The sequence below is a fragment of the Pseudobacillus wudalianchiensis genome (genome assembly GCF_001685015.1).
In the GTDB taxonomy this organism is placed as follows: Bacteria; Bacillota; Bacilli; order Bacillales; family Domibacillaceae; genus Pseudobacillus; species Pseudobacillus wudalianchiensis.
Genome location: NZ_MAYT01000001.1, coordinates 254,237 through 278,945, shown reverse-complemented (window position 1 = coordinate 278,945; position 24,709 = coordinate 254,237). Strand labels below are relative to the sequence as shown.

Sequence of the window (24,709 nt, the reverse complement as noted above, 5' to 3'; positions counted from 1 at the left end):
TATTCATATCTTACCGATTAAAGGAAAAATGAACTACAAAATATTGTATAATAAAGTCAGCTATTTTGAAAGAAGGGAAAGCGATGAACCTGTCGAAACTTGTATGTCGGTCACAAAAAGGTGTCACTTTATTGGAGCTTTTGCTCGCTATGACGATTTTGTCAATCGTTCTACTAACCTTTACACATTTTTTCTATCAGGCAGGTACTTATAACCTTTCTAATCAGAATAAAACGATAGCGCTCAATGTAGCGAGAAATGCGATGATGTTTTTAGAGAAAGAAAACTTTATCGAAATAAGAAATAGTTTTTACACGGACGCCACTCCCGTTACGGCTACTGAGGATCAGTTTGGGTTGTATTTGTGTAAAGATTCAGGTGATCAAACAGAAGGATATACTCTTAACCCCTTATCAGAATCCAAAATGGAGGAACCTCCGCCACTCCCAACTGGCTGTCGGCCCGTTACAATTAATGGCGGAGACTATTATGTAACGGTGAGCTCTGAAAAAACCGCTGAAGAAGAAAATAATGATACATTTTATAACTATTACATCCCAGTCAAAGTGAAGGTGAGCTGGTATCAAAATGAAAAGAAAAAAGAAACCGAGCTGGAAGGAACGATTAAAAGCGAGGATTTGCGATAAAAGCGGGCTCACTCTTATAGAAGTGCTGCTGACCATTGTCATTATGGCGATTATCTCTCCGATCGTCTGGTCTGTCTTTAACGGCGGGCAAAAAGCATATGTCCGGCAAACCGCTGAAGTCCAATTTCGCGAAGATGCTGATTATGCCGTCACGATGATCATGAATGAATTTTTCGCCACGCCATTTGACTACGTGGAAAGCTGTGGAACAAATTGCATTAAAATAGTGGACGCAAAAGAGGCCAAGTTAAAAAGAGTAGGGGCTGAAAAGACAACCTACTATGACATAGAAAAAGAAGCAAAAAGCGAAGTAAAAGAAACGGAAATAAAAGTAGCTGAGGAAGACGAAAGAACCGTCCTGCAGATCAAAGGGGTTCCGGTGGAAACAAAATCGGATTTTAAAGATACAACCCTTTCCTTCTCTTGTCAGGAAACGGATTCTAATGGAAAGTGCTCCTCTGGCTTAATCAAAATTAACATGAAGCTCGGCGATGCAAAGACAAGTCAAAATCTCGATCTAGAAAGTGAGTTTGGTTTCTAATGAACCTTATGCACAACAATAAAGGAAATGCCCTACTGCTTGTGTTATTAATAACCGTTATTTTCACTGCTTTAGGCTTAAGCATCATCGCCTCTACGCTCGGCGGGACAAAAAGGACAGAAATTCGTAAAGAGGAAATCGCCAAGGCATTTGCCTCTATTAAAGTCATTGACCAAATAACAGCTGATTTGTCTGCCGAACTGCAAAGCTCACCAAAATATGAAATCGCTAAATTAACTACAGGCAGTGTTTCGGCGCAAATTGATGAGATCCTCACCACATTAAAAATGCGGTATGAAGATCCAATAAAAGGGATTGAGAAAATAGATTTTAAAGATGTAACGACAGCTAAAGGTTATTTAACTCCCGCGGAATTTAACAATACACTAACACGCGTATACGAAATTTATGTCACAGCCAAAACTGGGGAAGAAAAAGGAAACATTCGCCGAACAGCAACTAAGCGGCTCATTATTTCCCCGCTGCCAAGCTTTTTAAAATATGCGGTAGGGGCTGAAGATGGAAAGCTCATCTTAAATGGCTCACCGAACATTAACGGAAACATTTTCGCTAATCAATTATTGATTAGTAAAAATGCTAAATATTACAGTGGAGCCTATGATCCAGAAAAGGGTCCGGATAAGAAGATGGCTACACCTTATCCTTCTATTATGAAAGATCTTTATGCGAGTGAATTTAACAGCAGACACTTACAGGAAATTCTTGATCTTTTAAGGAGTCGAGATGAGGAAGGAAAAACATATTTTTACAAAGACAAGGTGCCAGCTTTAAAAAATGACAGCCAGTATCAGGAAATTGACTTTGAAGGAGCATTTGAGGAAGAGCAACGAAAAGCGCTTGGAAAAGTTGCTGTACCAAATAAAGATAGTCTATCGACAGCGGTGCCTTCATTACAAAATGACATAGCTAAAGGTATAGAAGTAGCAAAGAGCCTCCCAGGCCCTATACCTGAAAAGACTATCGTTTTTAATGATCAAGACGTTTTAGGAGAAGCTGGTAAACACGTTGGTGACTTGATCATCACGAACACCAACAAAAAAATAATTGCGGATGATCTCTATGTTCATGGTGATCTTTTGATCGTCGCCAATCAAAGCATGACGTTCAACAATATTTATGCAACTGGAACAGTTAAAATCATTTCATATAATGGCAATCTATCAATCGCAGGTAATATAGCATCTCAGGGCGCGATTACATTAATGAACAATAAGGGTACAGTTGAAACAAAAAAAGCGATTGCTACCGAGCAAACATTAACGATCACGAATAAAGACACGATGTTTATTTCCAATGAGGGTACTCCAAAGAAGCAAAACCTATTTGCAGCCGAAAAAATAAACATAACAAACGAAACTGACGGAAAATTAGTGTTAACTAATGACCTTGTAGCTGGCAAGCTAGAGGAACGAGAAAATAAAGAGGATACTATTGTCCTTACATTAAACGGGCAAGCTAAGATAAAAGGAAATATCCTTTCCTTAGGAAATGAAAATAATAATAATATTACATTGCTGATCTATGATAATCTCGATGAAAAACTTGAGACATCCTTTAAAGGTAACGTCTATGCAAAGGGAAAATTGATTTTACGCGGCAATACGGAAGGAACGGCAAAAGAAAACGATGAATTAAAGGTAGATGGAGTTATGTACGCCTCCGGAGAAGCAATGGTTTCCAACTTAAATATTGTTGGCTTAGAAGACGAGGATACAATGAACAATCAGATAAAACAGCTTATTCTACTTTCTGGAGAAGCTGGCTTAGTGATCACGCGAATTAACGAATTTAACAATTACGAAGAGCTGGAGGAAACACCTAATACAAACTATGTACCGGCTGATCATGTAGATGATAGTAAATTGAACATTAAACCGATCAAAGGATTTTTCTATACAGAGGGTGAAGCTGAATTATACGGCGTTGGCTCACTCTTTTACGTAGACGGGGGCCTTTTTGCAAAAAGTCAATTGGAAATTAACGCGATACGCGGAAAAACTGAGAAGGATTCAGATGGGAAACCTGAGGAAGTTAGTGTTAAAGACCAAGAGGGTTTCTATTCCCGCTTCATCGTCAATTACAACGAAGACGTGTTACTGCAAAACTTCGAAACTCTTCCTAAAGTCAAATATTTGTCCATCTATCCGGATGACCTAACCGTAGAATAAAAAACGGCGCCCTAAAAGCTAGACTTTTAGGGCGCCTTCTTATTATGTTACCATCTTCCGTCTATGTCATTATTGTTGCCGCCTTGATCTTCTCTGTTGTCAGAAGGCTGCTTGCTTACTTCAAAAACAGCTGTATCAGAAGCTGTTTTCTTACCGTCTCCCTCTTTATTTGGCTGTTCCGCTGTTACCGTCACAGTAGAATAACCGGCCTGATCATCAGACACTTTGATCTGCCATTCTCCACCTTCTACTCTAGTCTCAACAATAGAAGGCTTAGCAGATTCTACTCGAATTACCTCAACATTTGTTGCGTCGTCCGGGTTAATGTTCACATAATCTGTAATAGGTGTCCACTCGTTTTCTGTTTCACCTAACTGAAAATCATAATGCGGTTTTGTGAAGGAAATCCCTTCCATTTCAACAAACGGATCGATAAACTCAATCGTAATCGTTTCTTTCACATTTGGATCATCTTTAGCTGTCACAGTCATGATTGCCGTGCCGGATTCTGTTCCGATCAAGGACCATTTATCTTTCGTTTCAGTTTTTTCTGCTCGGCTCCACTCTTTATCTAATGTTACGGTGTACTCTTTGTTTTTTGTAGTGCTTTCAGGAAGAATGGCAACGGTAAAATTGCTGGTTACTCCTTTATCAATTTTCCATTTTTTTGGCTCTTGTTCTTCTGTTTTTATCTTTTCATTATCCGGTACCACAGCAATGCCCGTGATTGGTTCATGGACCGTTACCTTCTCTTTAGATTGTATGTCCGGGTTATCCAAGGAAGAAACAATTAGCTCTGTTTCCCCTGCATTTAAGCCTTCCAGTACCCAAACATCTCCATCACCGTTATGATCCTCTTTCATGATGGCTTCGGCTAGACTGTCATTGCCGAAAGAAAGCTGATAATCATTTTCCACCGTAGTCTTTGGCTCTAATGTAACAGTGAACTCCTTCGATTTGCCTTTATCTACCTCTAAAGGACTCGGTTTAATAATAATGCCAGTGATGGGCTCCCCAACCGAAACGGGTACTTCTGCTTTGACATTTGGATTTATTTTAGATTGTACTGTCATCGTAGTCGTGCCCGCTTTTAAACCTTTCAGTTTCCATTCATCTACTTCCCCTTGTTTTTCAGGCTTATCCGGAACTGAAGCGATGGCAGGATCATCAAAGATAATGTCATACTCTCCTTCTGTCGTATCCTCTGGAAAAACGGCTACAGTAAAATCAACACTTTTTCCTTTTACAACATTTAAAGAAGTAGGATTCACTGTAATTTCGGTGATTGGCTTAATGATTTCAATAGATTTCTTAATAGAATCACTATCAAGCGTAAATCCTCCAGAAGTCCGCACTTCGATATCGACCTGTCCTAAGTAGTCCTCGAAAATCGGCACAGCCATTTGCGGATCAAACGTTTGCCATGCAGTGGTGCTTTCCTTATTTGTTAATCGATATTCATACTGAACCTCTTCACCGGCTACTAAATATATTGCTTCGAAAGCCACTGGTCCTTCTGTTTTTGGAACGGCAGGACCACCTGTTTGATGAAGCGGCTTCTTAGCTGCATCAAAGTTATTAAATACATTGTAATCTGTTTTCATGTAAAGCAGTGCCGTTGATCCGTCGCTATACGTCAGCTTAATAGCTGTGCCTGCGTTTGCAAGCTCCATCCCTTTTACCGGTTTGACAATTTCACCATTTTCATTCGACAGCTTTGTCTCAGCCACTAGCCAAGCATCTGATTGATGAACTTTTTGAATGGTACCAGTATGATCGCCGACATAATCATAGCTCTTCTGCCCTGTTCCATAGAGTAATACTCTCATCGATATCTTTTTATCCGCTGGAGCTAATTGGTTTTCCTGATTATCGGCAAATCTAGAATCTTTAAAGTAGATAGTGCCTCTTGGAACTTCTGTAGAAGGCAGTGCCCATGCCGCTTTTAATTTTACTTTCACGACAAAACGATTTGGCGTAAAGGAACTTGGCATATAGGAAGTCGTTCCATTAGAACCAAGGGTAATGATTAACATTTTTCCTTCCTGCTTTACAGATGCTCCCGATATAGAGGTTGTTTCTTTCATAACTTCTAATTGTGGGTTACTTGCCATTTCTACCCCATCCGGAAGTGGTTGGCGTAACACAATTTGACTGATCGTCCCTTTCGTTTCCGTACCGAAAACAGTATCGGGTGTCAGAGTATATTTCATAGTAAATTCATTGCTCTCTGAGTCAGCATTTCCGACTTTGACAAGAGCTTCAGGCTCAAAAAATGAATTGCCCAGCACTTCTACCGTACTTTTAAATACTGGCGGTGCATCTTTCACTACTTCTACTTTAAAAGCAGGATGTACAAGCTCTTTCAGCTGGCCATCCAAGTCTTTATAAGAAATTTTTACTTTTCCCGCAAAGTCAAAAATTCCGGTAGCTGTAAATTCCAAAGGAAGCAATTCTTGAAGTTTCACAGGGTCTGGATTTCCTCCGACAGGATAATGAAATGCAAAGGGAATTTTAACGATTCCCTCATTGGCAGTAAACTTACTATCTTTTCCTGCTAGTACAGACGAACCGAAATCTCTTAAGTTAATTTCTACATTTCCTCTTATAGAGGGAGCATCAACCTTTTGAGTAATACTAGTTAGGATAGAATTCAAGTTCTGTTCATTCGCCGTTTGAACTGTCCCGCCAGTCTTAGCCGCCATCGTATTCAAAAGGCTAGAATTTGTGAAGGTAACGATGTTCATGACAGCATTGCTGTTTTTTACTTGCTCTGCAGAGGCTAAAGCCCCCTTATCAATGACTGTTTGTATTTCTTCCAAAGATTTGGCCGGCAAATCTCTAAGAATTCCTTCTTTATCGAAGAACTGTCTATAATAAGTTTTGTTTGTCAAGTCTATTTTATATGTGACTAAAACATTCTGTTCTGTTGCTTTCTGCCCTGAAGGACAATCATTTACTTTCCAATGGAGACAGTAGGTAACGTCTTCCCTCTTGACAAACTCCGTCGGTTTGCCAGCCGTTAAAAAGATAATATAGCGCTTATTAATTGTCGGTCCTGAAAACTTTTTCACTGCCTCTTCTAAGGCAATAGAGTAATTTGCCCCGCCAGAACTAGAGTAATCAATAGATCTGCCATACGCATCTTTCCCTACTAATGAGTCAACCGCTTCTCCAATTGCTGTCAACCCCTCTCTTGGGGCAACCATGCCGTTACGTTTTCGGCTAATATTGCTATCAAACGGGATAAAATAGTAATTGTCATTTGAAATCTGTGAAGCTTTTAAAGTCTTAAGAGTCGATTTCATAGCGGTTTGGGCCATTACAGACCACCCATTTTGCGCCATTGCACTGGAAGTGTCATAAACGAAGACGATATCAACAGGTTCTCTTTGAGCCCCTGGCTGAGTAGCTATCCCTTTAGGAGTCAAGTCAATATTTAATTCGCTTTTAGCGTTTTCATTTGTCGGCTTGATCACTTTCTCAGGGGAGGCTTTTACAGCAAAGTCAATTCCGGCAGATAACACTTCTTTTTTCGTGACATAAATCGTCGTAGATCTAATAATGGACCCGCTTGACTTGCCGTAAGTCAGCTTGCTCTTAATTGTGTAGGTTCCTTCTTTTTTGAATATAAGCGGCAGGGCTTCAGAGAAGTTGCTTCTATTCAAATCAAATTCGTATGTTTTCTTGCGAATTGAAGTGTCTCCTTTCATTTCAACAAAAGAACTAACATCTTCATTTTTTTCATTCACAACCGTATCTAGATCAATGTCAACCTTGCCAGTAAGGTCTGAAGACGGTTTTGAAACGATATCTGTAAATAAATCAGGAAGCCTCTTATCACTTGCTTCTAAAGCATAACCGCCTGTCTTGCTGGAAATTTCATTTAAATAAGCCACATCCGTGTCATCCCCATTACCGAACCCCACGCTGTATAGCTTAATACCTTTACTTTTCATGCTCTCAATGATTGTATCAATTTCTTGCTTTACCGCACGATTATATTCCGCTGTTATCCCTTGCGTATCGCTGCTATTATGCTTTGTTTCATTTTCAAGCAGATTTGGTTTTCCATCTGAAAAGAGAATAATATTTTTGTAGGAAGAGCCTGAGCTATCCAGCTGTTGAATTGCCATTTTTAATGCCTTAGCGTAATTTGTTCCCCCCGGCGCATTGGTGCCTTTCTCAGAAGTGTATACATTGTTATCACCTAAACACTGGTTTGCCAAAGTATTTATTAGAGCAAAACTTTTCGTCATGCCTACTGTATACTTCCTGCCATTTCCCCCATTACAAGAGTAGCTAGGCACTCCATTTCTAAAAGGAATAAAGACAGTATTATCCCTGCTATTAAAATACTTTAACGCATCTGTAAATACTCTTTGTTCACTTATAAACTTTTTATCATTTTGTCCACCATGCATGGACTTTGAAGTATCATATAAGAAAGCTACATTGACGGATTGTCGCAGTCCCTCATTAGGCAAACCGTTTGTAGACACCTTTAATTTCAGTGTACTCTCTGCCCTTCCTTCAGTAGATAAAACGACATTCGATGGCATAGCTGTAACATTAAAATTCATAGACGGCGGCATACCTGTTGCTGTTGTTGCATTTGCTTCTCTCGGTACAATTGGCAACACAGATAGTATTAGCAAAAAAGCTAACAACATCTTAAAAATAGTTGATCTTCCCGTCATCTGTCTCTCCCTCCCTTGTTTCGTCGCATCTACCTTGTCATGTTACGATTATACCAATATACACATCCTTTTTATAGAACATTCGACCTAACCAAATGAATTTTTAATGGCAATTTTTAGAGAAACGACAATACTATTATCTTTATGAGTTTATTCCATGGGGAGCATGTAAAAAGCCGTCCTTGCCGGTTTAGTGCCAGGACAGCTTTCTATGCTGATTCATCATGCTTCTTTTATGAATCTTTTCACTTCCGAAATAAAATAAAGCGACCCTGTCACGACTAACACTTCATTTTCATCGGCAGTTTGTTGGAATTTTTGAATAAATCCTTGCCAATCTTCTTCCCATTGATGGGTGGTTAAAAACGGTGCAAAGTCTTTTTTCTTGGCAGCCCGCGGGAATTCAAAGGTTGTGAAGACAATGTGGTTCGCTGTCTTTTCAAGGAGTTCTGTCATTTCCTTTAAGTCTTTATCCTTCATGCCGGAAAATAACGCAGTGATGTTTTTGCTGGGAAAACGTTCGGCAAGTGAAGCAGCGAGTGCTCTCATGCCTTCCGGATTATGGGCCCCGTCGAGCAGAATCGTCGGCTGCTCGGAGACATATTCCATTCTTCCCGGCCATTTCGCCGACTGAAGACCCGAGCGGATATGTTCTTCTTCGACTAGGAAAGCGTAGAAGGTGCGCAAGTACAATATCGACATGACCGCAACGGCTGCATTGTCTGTTTGATGGAGACCATTCAGACCCGTCATTAAGTCTTTCAGATTGGCAAAGACAGACTGAAAATGAAAGACTTCTCCTTGAGGCATGGATGTTTGCCAGTCAGCCTTGAATTGCTCTCCAAGCTGGTAAACAGGAGATCGAACCTCTTTGGCCCGTCCTTTGATGACTCCCAGTGCCGCCTCCTGTTTGACTCCCGTGACGACCGGTGCACCATTTTTAATAATGCCTGCTTTTTCAAAGGCAATGTCTTCAAGCGTGTCCCCTAAAAATTGCATGTGGTCCATGCCGATTGTCGTAATCACCGATAGCAATGGCTGAATGACGTTTGTGGAATCGAGCCGTCCGCCAAGCCCCACTTCAAATAAGACGATATCCACTGGGCGGGTGTACGCGAAATAGTAAAGGGCCATCGCCGTAATCACTTCAAATTCACTCGGTCCGCCGAGCTCTGTTTTTTCTAATTCCTCTGCCAGCGGCTTAATCATAGCTGTTAATTCAACAATGGCTTCATCGCTAATCGGTTGGCCATTGATGCTAATTCGCTCGTTGAATTGTTCAATATAAGGAGAGGTGAAGGTTCCCACCTCGTATCCCGCTTTCTCTAGGATCGAGCGCATCATGGCGACAGTGGAGCCTTTGCCGTTCGTCCCTCCGATGTGTACCGCCCGTAGACGGCGCTCTGGATGCTTCATTTTCTCCATCAGCCATTCCATTCTCTTTAAGCCGGGCTTAATGCCAAGCTGAAGCCGTCCATGAATCCAGGAAAGTGCTTCTTCATATGTAGTCATCGTTATGTTTCCTCCTATCAATCATCTGCTAAAAGAAGGCTCGGCTATTTATTTCCGAAAAGTGGATTGTATTAGCTAAAATGATGATTTTATTAGCCGAACCGAGCATGTTATGATCCAAAAAGCCAGCTTTATTAGCCGATCGTTCCTCTAGAAAAAGACGAATCTACACTCGGCAGATTCGTCTCATTCCTTTTCTTATCCTTGCATTTCTTTCATGCGTGCTTCCACAGCGGCGCGTTTTTCAAGATAGTCTTTTTCTTTCGCGCGCTCTTCGTCGACGACTTTTTGCGGCGCTTTGCTGACGAACCGTTCGTTGCCAAGTTTCTTTTGAACGCGTTCAACCTCGCTGTTCCATTTATCCCATTCTTTTTGCAAGCGGGCAATTTCCTCTTCGATGTTAATTAATCCCTCAAGCGGCAAGAATAATTCGGCACCTGTAACAACAGCTGTCATTGCTTTGTCAGGAGCTGAAGCATCTGTTGAGACGACGAGCTCTTCCGGGTTACAGAAACGCTCGATGTAAGCACGGTTGTTTTCCAATGTGCTCAACACTGTTTCATCTTTCGCTTTGATAATTAACTTAATCTTCTTGCTGAGCGGTGTATTGACTTCCGCCCGGATATTACGCACAGAACGGATAATGTCTACAAGCAATTTCATTTCTTCTGCTGCTTGCTGGTCAGATAGTTCCTCATTCACTTCTGGCCATTTCGCTGTGACGATCGTCTCTCCGCTGTGCGGCAGGTTTTGCCATATTTCCTCGGTAATAAACGGCATGAATGGATGCAATAGGCGCATCGTGTTATCTAACACGTAAGCAAGAATAGAACGTGTCGTTTTCTTTGCTGCCTCGTCTTCACCGTAAAGCGGAAGCTTCGCCATTTCAATATACCAATCGCAGAAATCGTCCCAAATAAAGTTGTAAAGCACACGGCCGACTTCACCGAATTCATAGCGGTCAGCGAGCTTTGTCACGTTGGCGATCGTGTCATTTAAGCGCGTTAAAATCCATTTATCTGCAACTGATTTTTCGCCGCTCAAGTCGATTTCTTCATATTTCAAGCCATTCATGTTCATAAGAGCAAAACGAGAAGCGTTCCAAATCTTATTGGCAAAGTTCCAGATAGATTCTACTTTTTCTACAGAGAAGCGCAAGTCCTGTCCAGGAGAACTGCCCGTTGATAAGAAATAACGCAAGGAATCGGCTCCGTATTGATCAATGACTTCCATTGGATCCACACCGTTTCCTAGTGATTTACTCATTTTCCGTCCTTCTGAATCGCGGACAAGCCCGTGGATCAGTACATCTTTAAATGGACGTTCGCCTGTGAACTCTAGGCCTTGGAAAATCATCCGGGATACCCAGAAGAATATAATATCATAGCCTGTTACGAGAGCAGCAGTTGGATAATAGCGTTTGAAGTCCGCTGCCTCTTTGTCCGGCCAGCCCATTGTTGAAAACGGCCATAATGCAGAGCTGAACCATGTATCAAGAACGTCTTTATCTTGTTCCCAGTTCTCAGCGTCTGCCGGTGCCTCATGGCCAACGTAGACTTCGCCTGTTTCTTTATGATACCAAGCTGGGATGCGGTGACCCCACCAAAGCTGACGAGAAATACACCAGTCACGGATATTTTCCATCCAGTGAAGATAAGTCTTCTCAAAACGGTCTGGTACGAAATGAACTTTATCTTCTTTTGATTGCAGTTCAATTGCTGAATCTGCAAGCGGCTGCATTTTCACAAACCACTGGGTAGATAAATACGGCTCGACTACCGCACCGCTGCGCTCTGAGTGACCGACAGAATGCATATGGTCTTCAATCTTGAAAAGGACATCTGCTTCCTGTAAATCTTTCACAATTTGTTTGCGGCAGTCAAAACGATCCATTCCATTATATTTACCGGCACGCTCATTCATAGTGCCATCTTCATTCATGACGAGAATGCGTTCTAAGTTATGGCGATTGCCAATTTCAAAGTCATTTGGATCGTGAGCTGGAGTAATTTTTACGGCTCCTGAACCAAATTCCATATCGACATAATCATCGCCAACGATTGGGATTTCACGGCCGACGATTGGCAAAATGACCTTCTTGCCAATAAGATGCTTATAACGCTCATCTTCTGGATGAACCGCTACGGCTGTATCACCAAGCATTGTTTCCGGACGAGTGGTCGCGATTTCAATATGACCGCTTCCATCTGCCAGCGGATATCTCATATGATAAAACGCACCTTGTACATCTTTGTAAATCACTTCAATATCGGATAAAGCTGTTTTTGTTGCTGGGTCCCAGTTGATAATATACTCCCCGCGATAAATTAAGCCTTTTTCATATAGAGAGACGAATACTTCACGCACGGCTTTTGATAAGCCTTCATCAAGCGTAAAGCGCTCACGGCTGTAATCCAGGCCAAGGCCGAGCTTCGCCCATTGCTGGCGGATAAAATTCGCATACTCTTCTTTCCATTTCCATGCTTCTTCTAGAAACTTTTCGCGGCCAAGATCATAACGCGTTTTGCCTTCTTCACGAAGCTTTTGTTCTACTTTCGCCTGTGTGGCAATTCCGGCATGGTCCATTCCTGGAAGCCAAAGGACATCATATCCCTGCATCCGCTTCATACGCGTTAAAATATCTTGCAATGTCGTATCCCATGCATGGCCGAGGTGAAGTTTCCCGGTTACATTCGGCGGCGGGATCACAATGGTGTACGGTGTTTTTGTTTCATTATCTTTTGCTTCGAAATATTGGCCTTTGACCCACCAATCATATCGTCCCTGCTCAATTGCTTTCGGATCATATTTTGTCGGCATCGACAATTCATTGTTTTCCATTCAGTTTTCCTCCTTATTACAGAACAAATGCACAAGCGCTTTAGCCAGCTACCTGTAATGTGATCACTCATATTTTTTGAACACAAAAAAACTCCTAACGTCAAAAGGACGAAGGAGTTGTTCGCGGTACCACCTTTTTTCACGGACAGCTGTATATAGACAGACTGGTCCGGCTCTCAATCCATTAACGGCTGGCGACCGGCTTCCACTACTGATCAGTTCGCAGAAGCAGCTCACGGGGGACATTCCAAAGGTCCTTGCGGAAAACTTTTCAGCCAGGAGTTTTCCTCTCTGCAGACAAGTGGTCACTTTGTACTCTTCCCGGTCTTTGCTTTTCTTTATCATTCATATATTAGCTGAAAACAGGCAAGGGCGTCAATCTTTCCCCTATTATTTTTTTAGAAAACCTTTTGATTGCAAAAACTCAAGCATATACGCCCGCCGCGGTTCAGATAAAAAGGCTGCCATCCCACCTGTCCAGGCGGCATCTTTCTGGTTCGTTGAGCGGTTCGCATAATATTCGTGCATCCGCTCGTCATACTCTGGGAGCAGACGGCTATATTTCTCTTCATTATAGGAATCTTCATGTAAAATAGCTTCTACCGGCAGGCGCGGTTTTACTTCGTTCGATTCAGCTGGCACACCTACAGTCAAGCCGAATAATGGAATGACATAGTCGGGCAGATTCAACAACTCACTGATCGCCTGCGGATTATTACGTACCCCTCCAATATAACAGATGCCATATCCTTTTGATTCTGCGGCTACAACAAAGTTTTGGGCAAACAAGGCTGTATCAATCACAGCGACAAGCAGATTTTCTGCCGTGCCGCCTTCAAAGTTTTTGCCATGAAGGGTCACGGCTTTTTCCAGGCGCTTTAAATCCGCACAAAAAACAAGCGGCAAGGCAGCTGATTCAAATTGCTGTTTGTTCTTTGATAATTCTGCGAGCTTAAGGCGTTTCTCTTCATCCTTCACTCGTACAACGGAATAAGCTTGCACGAAATGAGAGCTTGCTGCATGCTGGGCAGCTTCAAGTAATTCATAAAAAACCTCATCTGAAATAGGCTCGTCTGTATATTTGCGGACAGACGCATGGGATTTCAATAAATCGATCATATTATCCTTCCTCCCCTGTCTTGTCATCTAAAACCATATGTATGTCTCTATTAACGTAAATCACCTTTTTCCCACTGTCAACGTTCCTGCTCTCCCCTGCTTAAAATCACCCTTTTTATTTGGATACATATAATAAAAGAAGAACTCTTCATGAATTTACAGGCAGGTGTAATGATGAGAAGACGCTATAACCCTTACTCTTTGCCACCTTGGCTTCGGACGGTCCGGGCCGTTTGCTGTCAGCTAGCCGTTCCCTTTTGCATCTTCCAAGGCATCCGGACTATTTTCTTTCCTACAACCTTTGATGTTATTTTACTGTCTATCCTTGTGCTGCTTGCTGTCGCCCTTTATCTCGAATGGATTTAAGAGGACGTCCCGACAGACGTCTTTTTTGCTTTCTATTTCGCTTCTGCCTGCCAAGGTTTTTGCTTTTGAAAATACCTTTCTCTTCCCTAAGTGAGCATGTACATATTTTTCTTTACAAACCATTATTTCGGGAGTATAGTAGCTAAGTAAATTTCATATAAACTCAATCACACCTTATATAATCGCTTAATCCTTAAGGAGTGGGGGACCCATTTTGTGCATCGTCACTTGGGGTGAATCCTTCATAAGAAGGTAGGGCTACTCTCAAAGCCCGAATCCGACAGCTAACCTCATAAGCGTCTAGGGAGGAGGTTTGCTTTGTGTTGGCTGAAAAGGACACTGAGTAATACCTTAGTGTTCTTTTTTGTGTTCATTTTTAAATGAGGATTGGTCGTGGTTAAAGGGGGAAGTATAAACGTATCAATCCTTTGCAGTAAAGGATTGTTTAAGGAACATTAACTGAAATGGAATACCATAAGCAATCAATGTATAGATTTATATTTTTAATAACTGGATGTACAGGGATTGTAGACAAAGTCTATTTTTAACATCTCAGGCTGCTTGAAAGCGAGCGTTTGTCAACAGCCTGGTACTTTTATGGAGGTAAGCATCATGCGCTATTCACTCATGAAAAAAGCATTGATTGGAAGACCGCTCAAAACAAGGGAATTGGGAGAACAAAAATTAAGCAAGTTAAAGGCCCTTGCCATTTTGTCATCAGATGCGCTTTCTTCTGTTGCCTATGGACCGGAACAAGTTTTAATTGTCCTGTCTACAATCGGTCTCGTGGCATTTTGGTATTCCATTCCTATCGGCGTTGGCGTGCTGGTACTATTGACGGCTTTAATTCTTTCCTATCGCCAAATTATCCATGCCTACCCCCGCGGCGGCGGCGCCTACATCGTCTCCAGAAGCAATTTAGGAGAAAATGCCGGGCTCATCGCCGGAGGCTCCTTGTTAGTAGACTATATTTTAACTGTAGCTGTGAGTGTTTCAGCCGGAACGGACGCCCTTACGTCTGCTTTTCCGGAGCTGCATCAGCATAACGTAATCATTGCTTGTTTATTGGTCGTCTTGATTACCATTTTAAATTTGAGAGGCGTAACAGAGTCCGCTTCTGTCCTGGCTTATCCTGTCTACTTATTTGTTGTGGCCTTACTTATTCTTTCGGCAGTAGGGCTATGGAAAATTACAACTGGACAAGTACCGGCTGATTTGCATCCAACAATCGGAACAGCCGTACCGGGGATTAGTCTGTTTTTATTGCTCCGCGCTTTTTCATCCGGCTGTTCAGCCTTGACCGGAGTAGAGGCGGTTTCCAATGCTGTTCCTAATTTTAAAGAACCGGCAGCTAAAAATGCCGCTAATACATTAGTTATGATGGGAGTCATCTTAGCCATTCTTTTCTCCGGCATTATGTTTTTAGCCTACTGGTTTGGGATTGTCCCTAAAGCCGAAGAAACCGTAGTATCACAAATTGCATCCGCAGTATTTGGAAGAAATTTCATGTATTATTTTATTCAAGGGGCTACCGCTCTTATCCTAGTGCTCGCAGCGAATACCGGATTTTCTGCTTTCCCATTATTAGCGGTTAACTTAGCAACAGACAAGTATATCCCGCGAATGTTCCTGATACGTGGAGATCGGCTTGGTTATTCAAATGGGATTGTCACACTGGGAATCATGTCCATTATATTAATCGTGGCCTTTAGCGGTCAAACCGAGCAACTGATCCCCTTATATGCTGTCGGGGTATTTATTCCTTTTACACTTTCACAATCTGGGATGATTGTGAAATGGGTAAATGAAAAACCCTCTGGCTGGGCCTATAAATTGAGTGTTAATTTAGTTGGGGCTCTTATTAGTTTGACGGTTGTTATTATTTTCTTTACGACTAAATTTACTCAAGTCTGGCCTGTCTTGATTTTCTTGCCGATTATTATCTGGATGTTCCACCGGATTAAAAACCACTATGAAGCTACGGGAGAACAGCTGAGAATTAAACCTGGTGAGGAAGCTTTACAATTTAAAGGGAACGTGGTAATCGTTCCGGTTGCAGGCATTACAAAAGTAGTGGAAAACTCCTTAAATTATGCCCAGCTAGTCGGCGATACAGTGATTGCTGTTTATGTTGCCTTTGACCGCGAGAGTGAAAAGCAGATGGAGGAAAAGTGGAAAAAGTGGAAACCAAATATCCGCCTCGTTACGCTCCAATCTCAATATCGCAGTTTAATGAGGCCCCTTTCCCGGTTTATTGACCTGGCGGCGGAAAAGGCGAACGGGAATGACCGCACACTAACCGTGCTTATTCCACAATTCATCACGAAGAAGAGATGGCAGGATATTCTGCACAATCAGTCAAGCTTACGCTTAAGAGTCTATCTCCTTTATCAAAAGAACGTTATTGTCACGACGGTTCCGTATCGATTTAAAAAATAGGTCTTTCAAATGCATGTTTTTCAATAGTTGGTCAGGGTGGAAATCAAGCGAACCGAGTATAAAGCACCAAAATTAACCATTGCAACATTCAAAAAAATTGACTATAATGCTAGTATCAAATTAATTAAATATTCCCATTTACCGATGGGATAGAGGCTGCAGTTTATATGAGTAAAACAGTCGAGATACCATGATGTTGATGACGCTGTTTGAAAGGATAAACTGCCGAAGTGTGAGTAGGTCATTGTCTATTCATGCTGGGGATGTTTTCGAATAGGAACATCACTGTCGCGTTATTTAACGTGGAGGGCTATCTTCGGAAGGATTAAACGGACTTTTAAACAGCCGTCGATCTTCTTCGACGGCTGTTTTTTATTTGCCCTCAACATGCGTTAACCTTCTATCATGAAAAGGAGTGCACAACATTGAGGAATACAGCAACATCATCAGCAGATGCATCAACAGCATCATCCAAACCAAATGAACTAAAAAGAACACTCAAAGCAAGACACCTGACGATGATCTCTCTTGGCGGATCGATCGGAACGGGAATCTTCTTAGCCAGCGGCGGCGCTATTCACAATGCCGGCCCTGGAGGAGCGCTGCTCGCTTATGCAGCCATCGGACTAATGGTTTACTTCTTAATGACAAGCTTGGCAGAAATGGCGGCTTATATGCCAGTAGCCGGTTCTTTTAAGGCCTATGCCTCAAAATTTGTCGATCCAGCTCTCGGGTTTGCGATCGGTTGGAACTATTGGTACAACTGGGCAATCACCATTGCTGCCGAACTCGCTGCCGTTGTACTCATTATGAAATTTTGGTTTCCTGAAAGTCCTTCCTTTATTTGGAGCGGATTGGCCCTTTTAATTATGTTTGGCTTAAATTTTCTATCCGTTAAAGGGTTTGGCGAGGCAGAATTTTGGTTCTCCCTTATTAAAGTCATCACCGTTATTATATTTATTATTACTGGAGTCTTCATGATCTTTGGCATTATGGGCGGCGAAGCGATTGGTTTTAAAAACTTTACCATTGAGGATGCTCCTTTCAACGGCGGATTTTTGGCGGTTCTAGGTGTTTTCATGGCGGCCGGCTTCTCTTTCCAAGGGACAGAATTACTCGGAGTGGCTGCCGGAGAAAGTGAAGAACCAGAGAAAAATATTCCTAAAGCGATTAATTCTGTGTTCTGGCGGATCCTGCTCTTTTATATTTTAGCCATTTTTGTAATCGGATTAATTCTTCCGTACACAGATGAACGCCTTCTAAGTGATGCCGTTTCTGTCAGTCCCTTTACACTCGTTTTTGAACGAGCAGGCTTTGCTTTTGCTGCTTCTGTTATGAATGCGATTATTTTAACGGCTGTCTTATCTGCCGGTAATTCCGGCATGTATGCCTCTACACGTATGCTCTGGGACTTAGCACGTGATGGTCAAGCTCCGAAATTCTTAGCTCAGCTTGACAGAAGAGGCGTACCAGTAAACGCTCTTATTATTACAACACTTGTTGGCTGTCTTGCATTCTTAACTACCTTCTTCGGTGACGGCGTCGTGTATGTATGGCTGCTAAACGCTTCTGGAATGGCTGGATTCGTAACATGGCTTGGAATTGCCATTAGCCATTATCGTTTTCGGAGAGCTTTCATTGCTCAAGGCGGAGATTTAACAACACTTCCTTACCGGGCAAAATGGTTCCCAATTGGTCCTGTATTGGCTCTTATTCTCTGTGTCTTTGTTATTTTAGGGCAAAATTTTCAAGCCTTCACGGGAGGTCAAATTGATTGGAACGGCGTGTTTGTTTCTTATATTGGGCTCCCCCTATTTTTAATCTTCTGGATTGGCTATAAAGTAAAGCATAAAACAAAAGTCATTCCTTTAAAAGAATGTGACCTCGGAAAAGAATAACGATCAAAAAAACAGCTGAAGAGATTCTTTCTCTCCAGCTGTTTTTTAATAGATTTTATTCATTTTCTTCCTTTAAGGATGTAACAAAATACTCAATATTTTTTAATTGCCAATAATTCTGCTGGAATTTACGGGTATAGCGGTATTCACTTTGTTTTCGCTGTCCTGAAAAATAAGCAGCAGCTGTTTGATACATCGCTCCTGGATAAGCCATATAGCTTTGGAATAACAGTCTTTCCCCTTTTTTCAGCGGAAAAAAATCAGCATAATACGCGAACAGCTCCCTTGCTGATGCTGAATTTTCCGGAAATGTATCCAGTATACGGGCAAAATACGGAATTAAATCATGAATAGGTGTCGCTCTCCGGGACTGTTCTAAATTAATAAAATACCCTCCCCCGCTCCGATCAATAAGAAAATGTCCAGGATCTAGTTTGCCGTGCACCTGAACCGTTCTCTCTTTTTCCTCTTCTTCTGTTTCCTCTTTCCATTCTTTCAGCTTTTCCTTTGCAAAAGAAAACGCCTGGCGGGTCTCTGTATAGTACATACAAAATAGCAGTTGGAATGGTGACATATAAGTTTCTCTTTCTGAAAGTTCCAGAAATTGCTCTAAATGTTCTTCTTGCCTTTCCCATAAAGCTTTAGTTTGTTCGTATTGTTCGGCACGTGCTGCCTTCGCTACGGGGATCTCTGCTGTAGAAACGAAATGCAGTCTGGCTACTTCCCGAATGAGCTTTTTCTCTGTTTCTGCTATCTGCTGGCCGCCGCTTTCAATCCACGGCATTAAATAGTAAATATGGGCGCCTTCCAAAATGCCATATCTACCATCCAAAGTTGGATAAACCGGAACAAACCGATGATAGCCCGCTTGATAAAGCTTTTGTATATTTAATAGAAAATCCATTCCCCGTATGGAAGGAATTCTTTTTAAAGCAAACACGCCTTTATCAGTTGTTATTTTTTGTACCTGGCCTATCTCTTCGATATGCATGGGGGTTAGTCCGTAGCTTTTCCAAATATGTGAATAGGGCTGTTCCACTATCTTCACCCGCTTTATAAAAAATAAGGCTGTCCCAACTTTAATCGGGAACAGCCGGATCATTAACGAGAAGTCGGTATATAGAGCGCCTGGCCCTCTTCAATGCTTTGATTCGTCTCCAATTTGTTTTCGCGAACTAAGTCAGCTACCGGTAATTCGTAACGCTCAGCGATCGTCTGAAGGGTATCCTCTCTTTGAACAAGACACACTTTCCAGGTGACCGCTTCCTCAGATTCTTTTCTCGCAAAGAAATCGGCTAGAGACATCGTTTCGGTTTTCTTTAAACTAAATGACTTTTTCTTTTTCTTTGGTTCCTCTTCCTCTGATGATGAAGAGGCAGACGGAGATGGAGATGGAGACGGAGACGGAGACTCCTTCATCTCGGCTAATTCGGAAGGCGAGGATTCCATTACCTCCTTCATCTTATGAGCAGGCATATTGATATTGCTCATAGAAGAAGATTCCATTAGATTAGGAGACTCATTAACGGCCACATTAGGAGATTCATTAGGTACCAGCTCCATGTTTATATTAGAGACATTTTCTTTTTGCTGTTCTTTTCTTTCTTCATTTAGCGAAAACAGTGGTATTTCTTCTTCCTCGGGAGCGTCAGGCTGTCTTTTCACCTCCACTAAAAAATCGGCTTCCCTTCCCTGTTCTTCTAAATTCTCCGCTGTATCAACATCCAGCTTTAAAATCGAAAATTCCGGCTCCTTTTTATTTACTTCTTCTTTTAGCCTAGGCTGGTCCTCTACGGGTACTTCAATCGTTTTATCAATTGGTGTTCTTTCAGTCTCTGCCTCTTCTTCCATTATTCCTGCTATCGACAAATCTACGGTTAATTTTAAATTGGCTTTTTCAGGAAACTCATAGTCAAACGAGTCGATGTAAATTTCAACATCTTCCATCTTAGCAATACGAGATTTTGGGATGGTTATATCAATTGGAAAGTGATGAAAAAACTCACATTCATTATCTCCCCGCTCTAATACTTGCTGTACATATTTATAACCATGCCTATCTGTCTGTTCTGTTTGGTGCTGTTCTGATGGAGCGTATTCTCCTGAGAGTTCTAAAAAGCCATGCATCCTAATGAATTGGTCTGCTTCTTCAGTATGAATTTGTGGATCAAGAGAGATGGAATATAATTCTCCTACTTCCTGACCTCTCATAAATCGCACGGTTTCTTCTAATGAAAATCGTAAATACGATAGATCTTGAGACGCCACTTTATTTCCTCCTTTCAAATCCTCGGACTTATGTTTTTCACTCGTTTACATAACGACAAGATAATTCCTATTTATCTTCCCTGACAATTTATTTGTATGACACTCCGGAAAGAAATATGAAAGATTGCCCCATTCAATTTAGGATACATAAAAACCCGCCAGCGGATCGGCTGGCGGGTTTTTGTATATCTTTTATTTCGCTAAGCGGCTGAATGCTTTTTCAGCAGCTGCAATCGTATGTTCAATGTCTTCTTCAGTATGAGCGCTTGATAAAAATAAGCCTTCAAATTGGGACGGCGGCAGGAATACACCTTCATTCACCATTTCCCGGTAATAGTCAGCAAACAATTCAAGGTCAGACGTTTTGGCTTTTTCATAATTCGTTACATGTTCATTTGTAAAGAAGAGGCCGATCATTGAACCAGCACGGTTAAAGGTAATTGGAATGTTATGCTTCTTCGCTGCTTCCGTTAACCCTTCTTCAAGCCGGTCTGCTTTGCGTCCAAATTCTTCGTACATTTCCGGTGTTAATTGACGGAGCGTTTCCAATCCGGCAGCCATTGCCATCGGATTCCCTGAAAGTGTACCCGCTTGGTAAATTGGTCCGCTCGGGGCAATTTGATTCATAATATCTGCCCGGCCGCCGTAAGCACCGACTGGAAGACCGCCGCCAATGACCTTGCCAAGACAAGTTAGATCTGGTGTAATGTCGAAGAACCCTTGTGCACAGTTATAACCGACACGGAAACCTGTCATGACTTCATCAAAAATAAGGAGAGCACCACACTCCTTCGTTACTTCACGAAGGCCCTCTAAGAAACCTGGCTGTGGCGGTACAACGCCCATATTCCCGGCAACAGGCTCAACAATGACACAAGCAATGTCATCGCCAAATTGTTCGAAGGCATACTTTACGCCGTCAAGATCATTATAAGGGACCGTAATCGTATTTTTCGCTACGCTTTCCGGTACACCCGGGCTATCTGGCAATCCTAATGTTGCGACACCAGAGCCTGCTTTAATTAAAAGAGAATCGCCATGGCCGTGGTAGCAGCCTTCAAACTTCAATATCTTGCTGCGTCCTGTAAAGCCGCGGGCAAGTCGAAGCGCACTCATCGTTGCTTCTGTACCAGAAGAAACCATCCGAACGACTTCGATAGATGGAACGCGATCGATGACGAGCTTTGCCAGCTCATTTTCAATTAAAGTAGAAGCTCCAAAGCTTGTACCCGTTTCAGCTGTCTTTTTCAACGCTTCCACAACTTGATCATTCGCATGTCCTAAAATAAGCGGCCCCCATGACAATACATAGTCAATGTACTCATTGCCGTCGATATCATAAATCTTAGAGCCTTTTCCTCTTTCCATAAAAATAGGGTCCATATTAACAGATTTAAAGGCACGAACCGGGCTGTTAACACCGCCTGGCATTAATTTAACCGCTTCTTGAAAGGCCTGCTTCGATTTTTCATAAGAACGCATAACAGAATCCCCCTTATTGTTCACTCAGCCAGCGGGCTGCATCTTTAGCAAAATACGTAATAATTAAATCAGCCCCTGCTCGTTTCATGCTGATCAACTTTTCCATCACGATCGCTTTTTCATCCACCCAACCATTCAGGGCCGCGGCTTTGACCATTGAATACTCGCCGCTGACGTTGTAAGCAACGATCGGCAATTTATATTCATTTCGCATATCGCGCACGATATCTAAATAGGAAAGAGCCGGTTTAACGATTAAGAAATCTGCTCCTTCTTCAATATCTGACTCCGCTTCACGGAATGCTTCGAGGCGGTTTGCCGGATCCATTTGGTACGTTTTGCGGTCACCAAATTGCGGAGTAGAATCGGCTGCATCACGGAAAGGACCGTAAAAACTGGATGAATATTTAACCGCATAAGACATAATAGGCACATCTTCAAAGCCAGCTTCATCTAATCCCTTGCGGATGGCCGCGACAAACCCATCCATCATGTTAGACGGCGCAATAATATCAGCACCCGCCTCTGCTTGGCTAACCGCTGTTTTAGCAAGCAAGTTGAGTGATGGATCATTTAGAACTTTGTTTCCTTCCACTACTCCACAATGGCCATGATCTGTATACTCGCATAGACACGTATCCGCAATAACGACCATATCCGGATAATGACTTTTAATAAAACGAGTCGCTTGTTGAACGATGCCATGGTTGTGGTAAGCGCCTGTTCCTTCTGCATCTTTTTCAACTGGAACGCCGAATAAAATAACAGATTTTAATCCGAGTCCAACAATTTCATCCATTTCTGCTTTTAAACGGTCTAGTGATAGGTGAAAGACACCTGGCATAGAAGGGACCTCATTTTTAATATTTTCTCCCTCTACGATAAACAATGGATAAATCAAATCTTCTTTATGAAGATAAGTTTCACGTACGAGTGCACGCATATTAGCTGATTGCCGCAGACGGCGGTGACGTTTAAATTGTAATTCCATTAGTCTTCTTCCTTTCTAAAATAGCGGACGATTTCTTCTGCCAGAGATTCGCTCGTGTAAGTATCCGGGCAAACCAGTGTATGAAGGCCGAAATGATCCGCTTCCTTTTTAGTTACCGGACCGATACAGGCAATGACTGATTGCTTTAATTCATGAATGCCTGCTTCTTGGATACTTTCCATAAAGTGTCGGATGGCAGACGGACTCGTGAACGTCAGTACATCTGTTTTTTCGGTTTTGAGCAAATCAATTAAGTGCTGCTTTTCTTCTTCGGGAAAATACGTTTCGTAAACCACCCATTCATCAGCAGCTACGCCTTTTTCTCTAAGAGCATCCGCAATCGTTGTTCTTGCAAGATTGCCTTTTGGAATGAGGACCTTATTTGCCTCAAAGCGGTCACTGTTAATTTCCTCGGCAAACTGGTCAGCAGAAAACTTCTCGGGAATATATTCAGCTTGGAATCCATAGCTTTTTAGCACAGCTGCTGTTTTTGTTCCAATAGCGGCAAAGCGAGCTTGGAGGCTCTTCCACTCTATTCCTTTCTCTTCTAACCGTCGAAAGAAAAAATCCACACCGTTTTTACTCGTCAAAATAATCCAATCATATGTAGACAATTGCTGCAATCGTTCCTTTTCCCGTTTGTCGAGAAAAGAGCGAAAAGCAATCAGAGGAACGAAATGAACAATTCCTCCGGCTGCTTTTATTTTATCAATAAAGGAGTCTGCTTGTCCTCTAGGACGAGTGACTAATACGTGCTTGCCCAAAAGCGGCTGGTCAGACGTCATTCGGCATCAAGCTCTGCTTTCACAGTATCAATCAGTTCTTTTGCGCCGTGCTCTGAGAGCAGTCTTGCTGCTTTTACGCCAACCTCTTTTGGATCGTTGCCCCTTACAGTTTCTTTATAAATTGTTTTGCCGTCTGGAGAAGCGACAAGGGCCGTTAGCGCTGTTTCTTCGCCATCTATTACGGCGAATCCAGCGATTGGCACTTGGCAGCCACCTTCCATTTCATGTAAAAATGCCCGCTCTGCTGTTACCGTTTTCACTGTTTCTTCATTTGAAAAAGCAGCAAGCAATTCGAGTAATTCTTGATCATCTTGACGACATTCAATGGCTAATGCCCCCTGGCCTACGGCCGGTAAGCAAAGTTCCGGCTCAAGAAATTCTGTTACAACGTCAGAGGCCCACCCCATGCGGGACAACCCTGCTGCTGCCAAAATGATGGCATCATACTCTTCTGTCTCAAGTTTGGCGAGACGGGTATCAATGTTGCCGCGGATCCACTTAATTTCAAGATCAGGACGAGCCGCTAAAATCTGGGCACTGCGACGCAGGCTGCTTGTTCCGATCACGGCTCCAGCCGGCATATGCTGAAGTTTAACGTGATTTTTTGAAATAAACGCATCACGGTGATCTTCTCGCACTGGAATACAGCCAATTGTCAGTCCTTCTGGAAGCTCAGCTGGCATGTCTTTCATACTGTGTACGGCCATATCAATTTCCTTATCGTACATCGCCTGCTCAATTTCCTTGACGAATAAACCTTTCCCCCCTACTTTAGACAGCGTTACATCTAAAATACGGTCTCCTTTTGTTACAATTTCTTTTACTTCAAAGTCGTATTCTGGCTTCAGCTTCTTCAACTGATCAATAACCCAGTTTGTTTGTGTAAGAGCCAGCTTGCTTCGGCGGGAGCCGACAATAATTTTTCTCATAA

Annotated in this window: 16 protein-coding genes, 2 riboswitches and 1 other annotated feature; of the genes, 6 read left to right on the top strand and 10 right to left on the bottom strand. The window is 42.3% G+C overall.

The window, feature by feature from the left end:
• Positions 1-83: 83 nt before the first annotated feature.
• Genes A8F95_RS01365 through A8F95_RS01355 form a run of 3 tightly spaced genes read left to right on the top strand, consistent with a single transcriptional unit; the run spans position 84 to position 3,377 of the window.
• Positions 84-647, top strand: coding sequence for a type IV pilus modification PilV family protein (locus A8F95_RS01365; protein WP_065408904.1), 564 nt, complete (start codon positions 84-86; stop codon positions 645-647).
• On the top strand, positions 589-1,188 hold the full coding sequence (locus A8F95_RS01360) for a PulJ/GspJ family protein (protein WP_065408903.1): 600 nt from the start codon (positions 589-591) through the stop codon (positions 1,186-1,188). Before A8F95_RS01365 ends, A8F95_RS01360 begins: the two co-directional genes overlap by 59 nt.
• Entirely contained in the window at positions 1,188-3,377 is a 2,190-nt protein-coding gene (locus A8F95_RS01355) for a hypothetical protein (protein WP_065408902.1), read from the top strand. The genes A8F95_RS01360 and A8F95_RS01355 overlap by 1 nt, the downstream gene beginning before the upstream one ends.
• A gap of 47 nt (positions 3,378-3,424) precedes the next feature.
• On the opposite strand, the gene A8F95_RS01350 is transcribed toward A8F95_RS01355, so the two are convergent.
• The 4 genes from A8F95_RS01350 to nfsA all read right to left on the bottom strand — a co-directional run bounded on the left by A8F95_RS01350 (position 3,425) and on the right by nfsA (position 13,549).
• Complete coding sequence (locus tag A8F95_RS01350; protein ID WP_065408901.1) at positions 3,425-8,077, bottom strand: vWA domain-containing protein; 4,653 nt, start codon at positions 8,075-8,077, stop codon at positions 3,425-3,427.
• Positions 8,078-8,299: 222 nt separating this feature from the next.
• Positions 8,300-9,589, bottom strand: coding sequence for a bifunctional folylpolyglutamate synthase/dihydrofolate synthase (locus A8F95_RS01345; protein ID WP_065408900.1), 1,290 nt, complete (start codon positions 9,587-9,589; stop codon positions 8,300-8,302).
• A 198-nt stretch (positions 9,590-9,787) separates the two neighbouring features.
• Positions 9,788-12,430: a valine--tRNA ligase gene (locus A8F95_RS01340; protein ID WP_065408899.1), complete on the bottom strand. Its 2,643-nt coding sequence runs from the start codon at positions 12,428-12,430 to the stop codon at positions 9,788-9,790.
• Positions 12,431-12,531: 101 nt separating this feature from the next.
• Positions 12,532-12,768, bottom strand: a binding site (T-box leader).
• A gap of 52 nt (positions 12,769-12,820) precedes the next feature.
• Positions 12,821-13,549 (bottom strand): oxygen-insensitive NADPH nitroreductase, encoded by a 729-nt coding sequence (gene nfsA / locus A8F95_RS01335; protein WP_065408898.1) that lies wholly within the window; start codon positions 13,547-13,549, stop codon positions 12,821-12,823.
• Between the two features lie 174 nt (positions 13,550-13,723).
• Between nfsA and A8F95_RS01330 the strand changes: the two genes are divergently transcribed.
• The 3 genes from A8F95_RS01330 to A8F95_RS01320 all read left to right on the top strand — a co-directional run bounded on the left by A8F95_RS01330 (position 13,724) and on the right by A8F95_RS01320 (position 18,252).
• Positions 13,724-13,915: a hypothetical protein gene (locus A8F95_RS01330; RefSeq protein WP_065409421.1), complete on the top strand. Its 192-nt coding sequence runs from the start codon at positions 13,724-13,726 to the stop codon at positions 13,913-13,915.
• A gap of 173 nt (positions 13,916-14,088) precedes the next feature.
• Positions 14,089-14,228: riboswitch (cyclic di-AMP (ydaO/yuaA leader) on the top strand.
• 299 nt (positions 14,229-14,527) lie between these two features.
• On the top strand, positions 14,528-16,354 hold the full coding sequence (locus A8F95_RS01325) for an APC family permease (protein ID WP_065408897.1): 1,827 nt from the start codon (positions 14,528-14,530) through the stop codon (positions 16,352-16,354).
• 142 nt (positions 16,355-16,496) lie between these two features.
• A riboswitch (Lysine riboswitch) is annotated at positions 16,497-16,675 on the top strand.
• Between the two features lie 104 nt (positions 16,676-16,779).
• A complete protein-coding gene (locus tag A8F95_RS01320; protein ID WP_065408896.1) occupies positions 16,780-18,252 on the top strand; it encodes an amino acid permease in 1,473 nt (490 codons plus the stop codon).
• 55 nt (positions 18,253-18,307) lie between these two features.
• Here the strand turns inward: A8F95_RS01320 and ysxE are convergent, their stop codons facing one another.
• The 6 genes from ysxE to hemC form a co-directional block, all read right to left on the bottom strand.
• Positions 18,308-19,354, bottom strand: a complete 1,047-nt coding sequence (gene ysxE, locus A8F95_RS01315; RefSeq protein WP_077247158.1) for a spore coat protein YsxE — start codon at positions 19,352-19,354, stop codon at positions 18,308-18,310.
• Positions 19,354-20,520 carry a stage VI sporulation protein D gene (gene spoVID / locus A8F95_RS01310; protein ID WP_065408895.1) on the bottom strand — a complete coding sequence of 389 codons (1,167 nt, stop codon included), beginning with the start codon at positions 20,518-20,520 and terminating at the stop codon, positions 19,354-19,356. Before spoVID ends, ysxE begins: the two co-directional genes overlap by 1 nt.
• 192 nt (positions 20,521-20,712) lie before the next feature.
• Entirely contained in the window at positions 20,713-22,002 is a 1,290-nt protein-coding gene (hemL, locus tag A8F95_RS01305) for a glutamate-1-semialdehyde 2,1-aminomutase (RefSeq protein ID WP_065408894.1), read from the bottom strand.
• A 13-nt stretch (positions 22,003-22,015) separates the two neighbouring features.
• Positions 22,016-22,993 (bottom strand): porphobilinogen synthase, encoded by a 978-nt coding sequence (gene hemB, locus A8F95_RS01300; protein WP_065408893.1) that lies wholly within the window; start codon positions 22,991-22,993, stop codon positions 22,016-22,018.
• Positions 22,993-23,778 (bottom strand): uroporphyrinogen-III synthase, encoded by a 786-nt coding sequence (locus tag A8F95_RS01295; protein WP_065408892.1) that lies wholly within the window; start codon positions 23,776-23,778, stop codon positions 22,993-22,995. The genes hemB and A8F95_RS01295 overlap by 1 nt, the downstream gene beginning before the upstream one ends.
• A complete protein-coding gene (gene hemC, locus A8F95_RS01290; RefSeq protein WP_065408891.1) occupies positions 23,775-24,707 on the bottom strand; it encodes a hydroxymethylbilane synthase in 933 nt (310 codons plus the stop codon). The genes A8F95_RS01295 and hemC overlap by 4 nt, the downstream gene beginning before the upstream one ends.
• Between the last annotated feature and the right edge of the window lie 2 nt (positions 24,708-24,709).

Coding starts and splice junctions, on each gene's coding strand:
- A8F95_RS01365 (WP_065408904.1), top strand. CDS start 84: ATGAACCTGTCGAAACTTGTATGTCGGTCACAAAAAGGTGTCACTTTA.
- A8F95_RS01360 (WP_065408903.1), top strand. CDS start 589: ATGAAAAGAAAAAAGAAACCGAGCTGGAAGGAACGATTAAAAGCGAGG.
- A8F95_RS01355 (WP_065408902.1), top strand. CDS start 1,188: ATGAACCTTATGCACAACAATAAAGGAAATGCCCTACTGCTTGTGTTA.
- A8F95_RS01350 (WP_065408901.1), bottom strand. CDS start 8,077: ATGACGGGAAGATCAACTATTTTTAAGATGTTGTTAGCTTTTTTGCTA.
- A8F95_RS01345 (WP_065408900.1), bottom strand. CDS start 9,589: ATGACTACATATGAAGAAGCACTTTCCTGGATTCATGGACGGCTTCAG.
- A8F95_RS01340 (WP_065408899.1), bottom strand. CDS start 12,430: ATGGAAAACAATGAATTGTCGATGCCGACAAAATATGATCCGAAAGCA.
- nfsA (WP_065408898.1), bottom strand. CDS start 13,549: ATGATCGATTTATTGAAATCCCATGCGTCTGTCCGCAAATATACAGAC.
- A8F95_RS01330 (WP_065409421.1), top strand. CDS start 13,724: ATGAGAAGACGCTATAACCCTTACTCTTTGCCACCTTGGCTTCGGACG.
- A8F95_RS01325 (WP_065408897.1), top strand. CDS start 14,528: ATGCGCTATTCACTCATGAAAAAAGCATTGATTGGAAGACCGCTCAAA.
- ysxE (WP_077247158.1), bottom strand. CDS start 19,354: ATGATCCGGCTGTTCCCGATTAAAGTTGGGACAGCCTTATTTTTTATA.
- hemL (WP_065408894.1), bottom strand. CDS start 22,002: ATGCGTTCTTATGAAAAATCGAAGCAGGCCTTTCAAGAAGCGGTTAAA.
- hemB (WP_065408893.1), bottom strand. CDS start 22,993: ATGGAATTACAATTTAAACGTCACCGCCGTCTGCGGCAATCAGCTAAT.
- A8F95_RS01295 (WP_065408892.1), bottom strand. CDS start 23,778: ATGACGTCTGACCAGCCGCTTTTGGGCAAGCACGTATTAGTCACTCGT.
- hemC (WP_065408891.1), bottom strand. CDS start 24,707: ATGAGAAAAATTATTGTCGGCTCCCGCCGAAGCAAGCTGGCTCTTACA.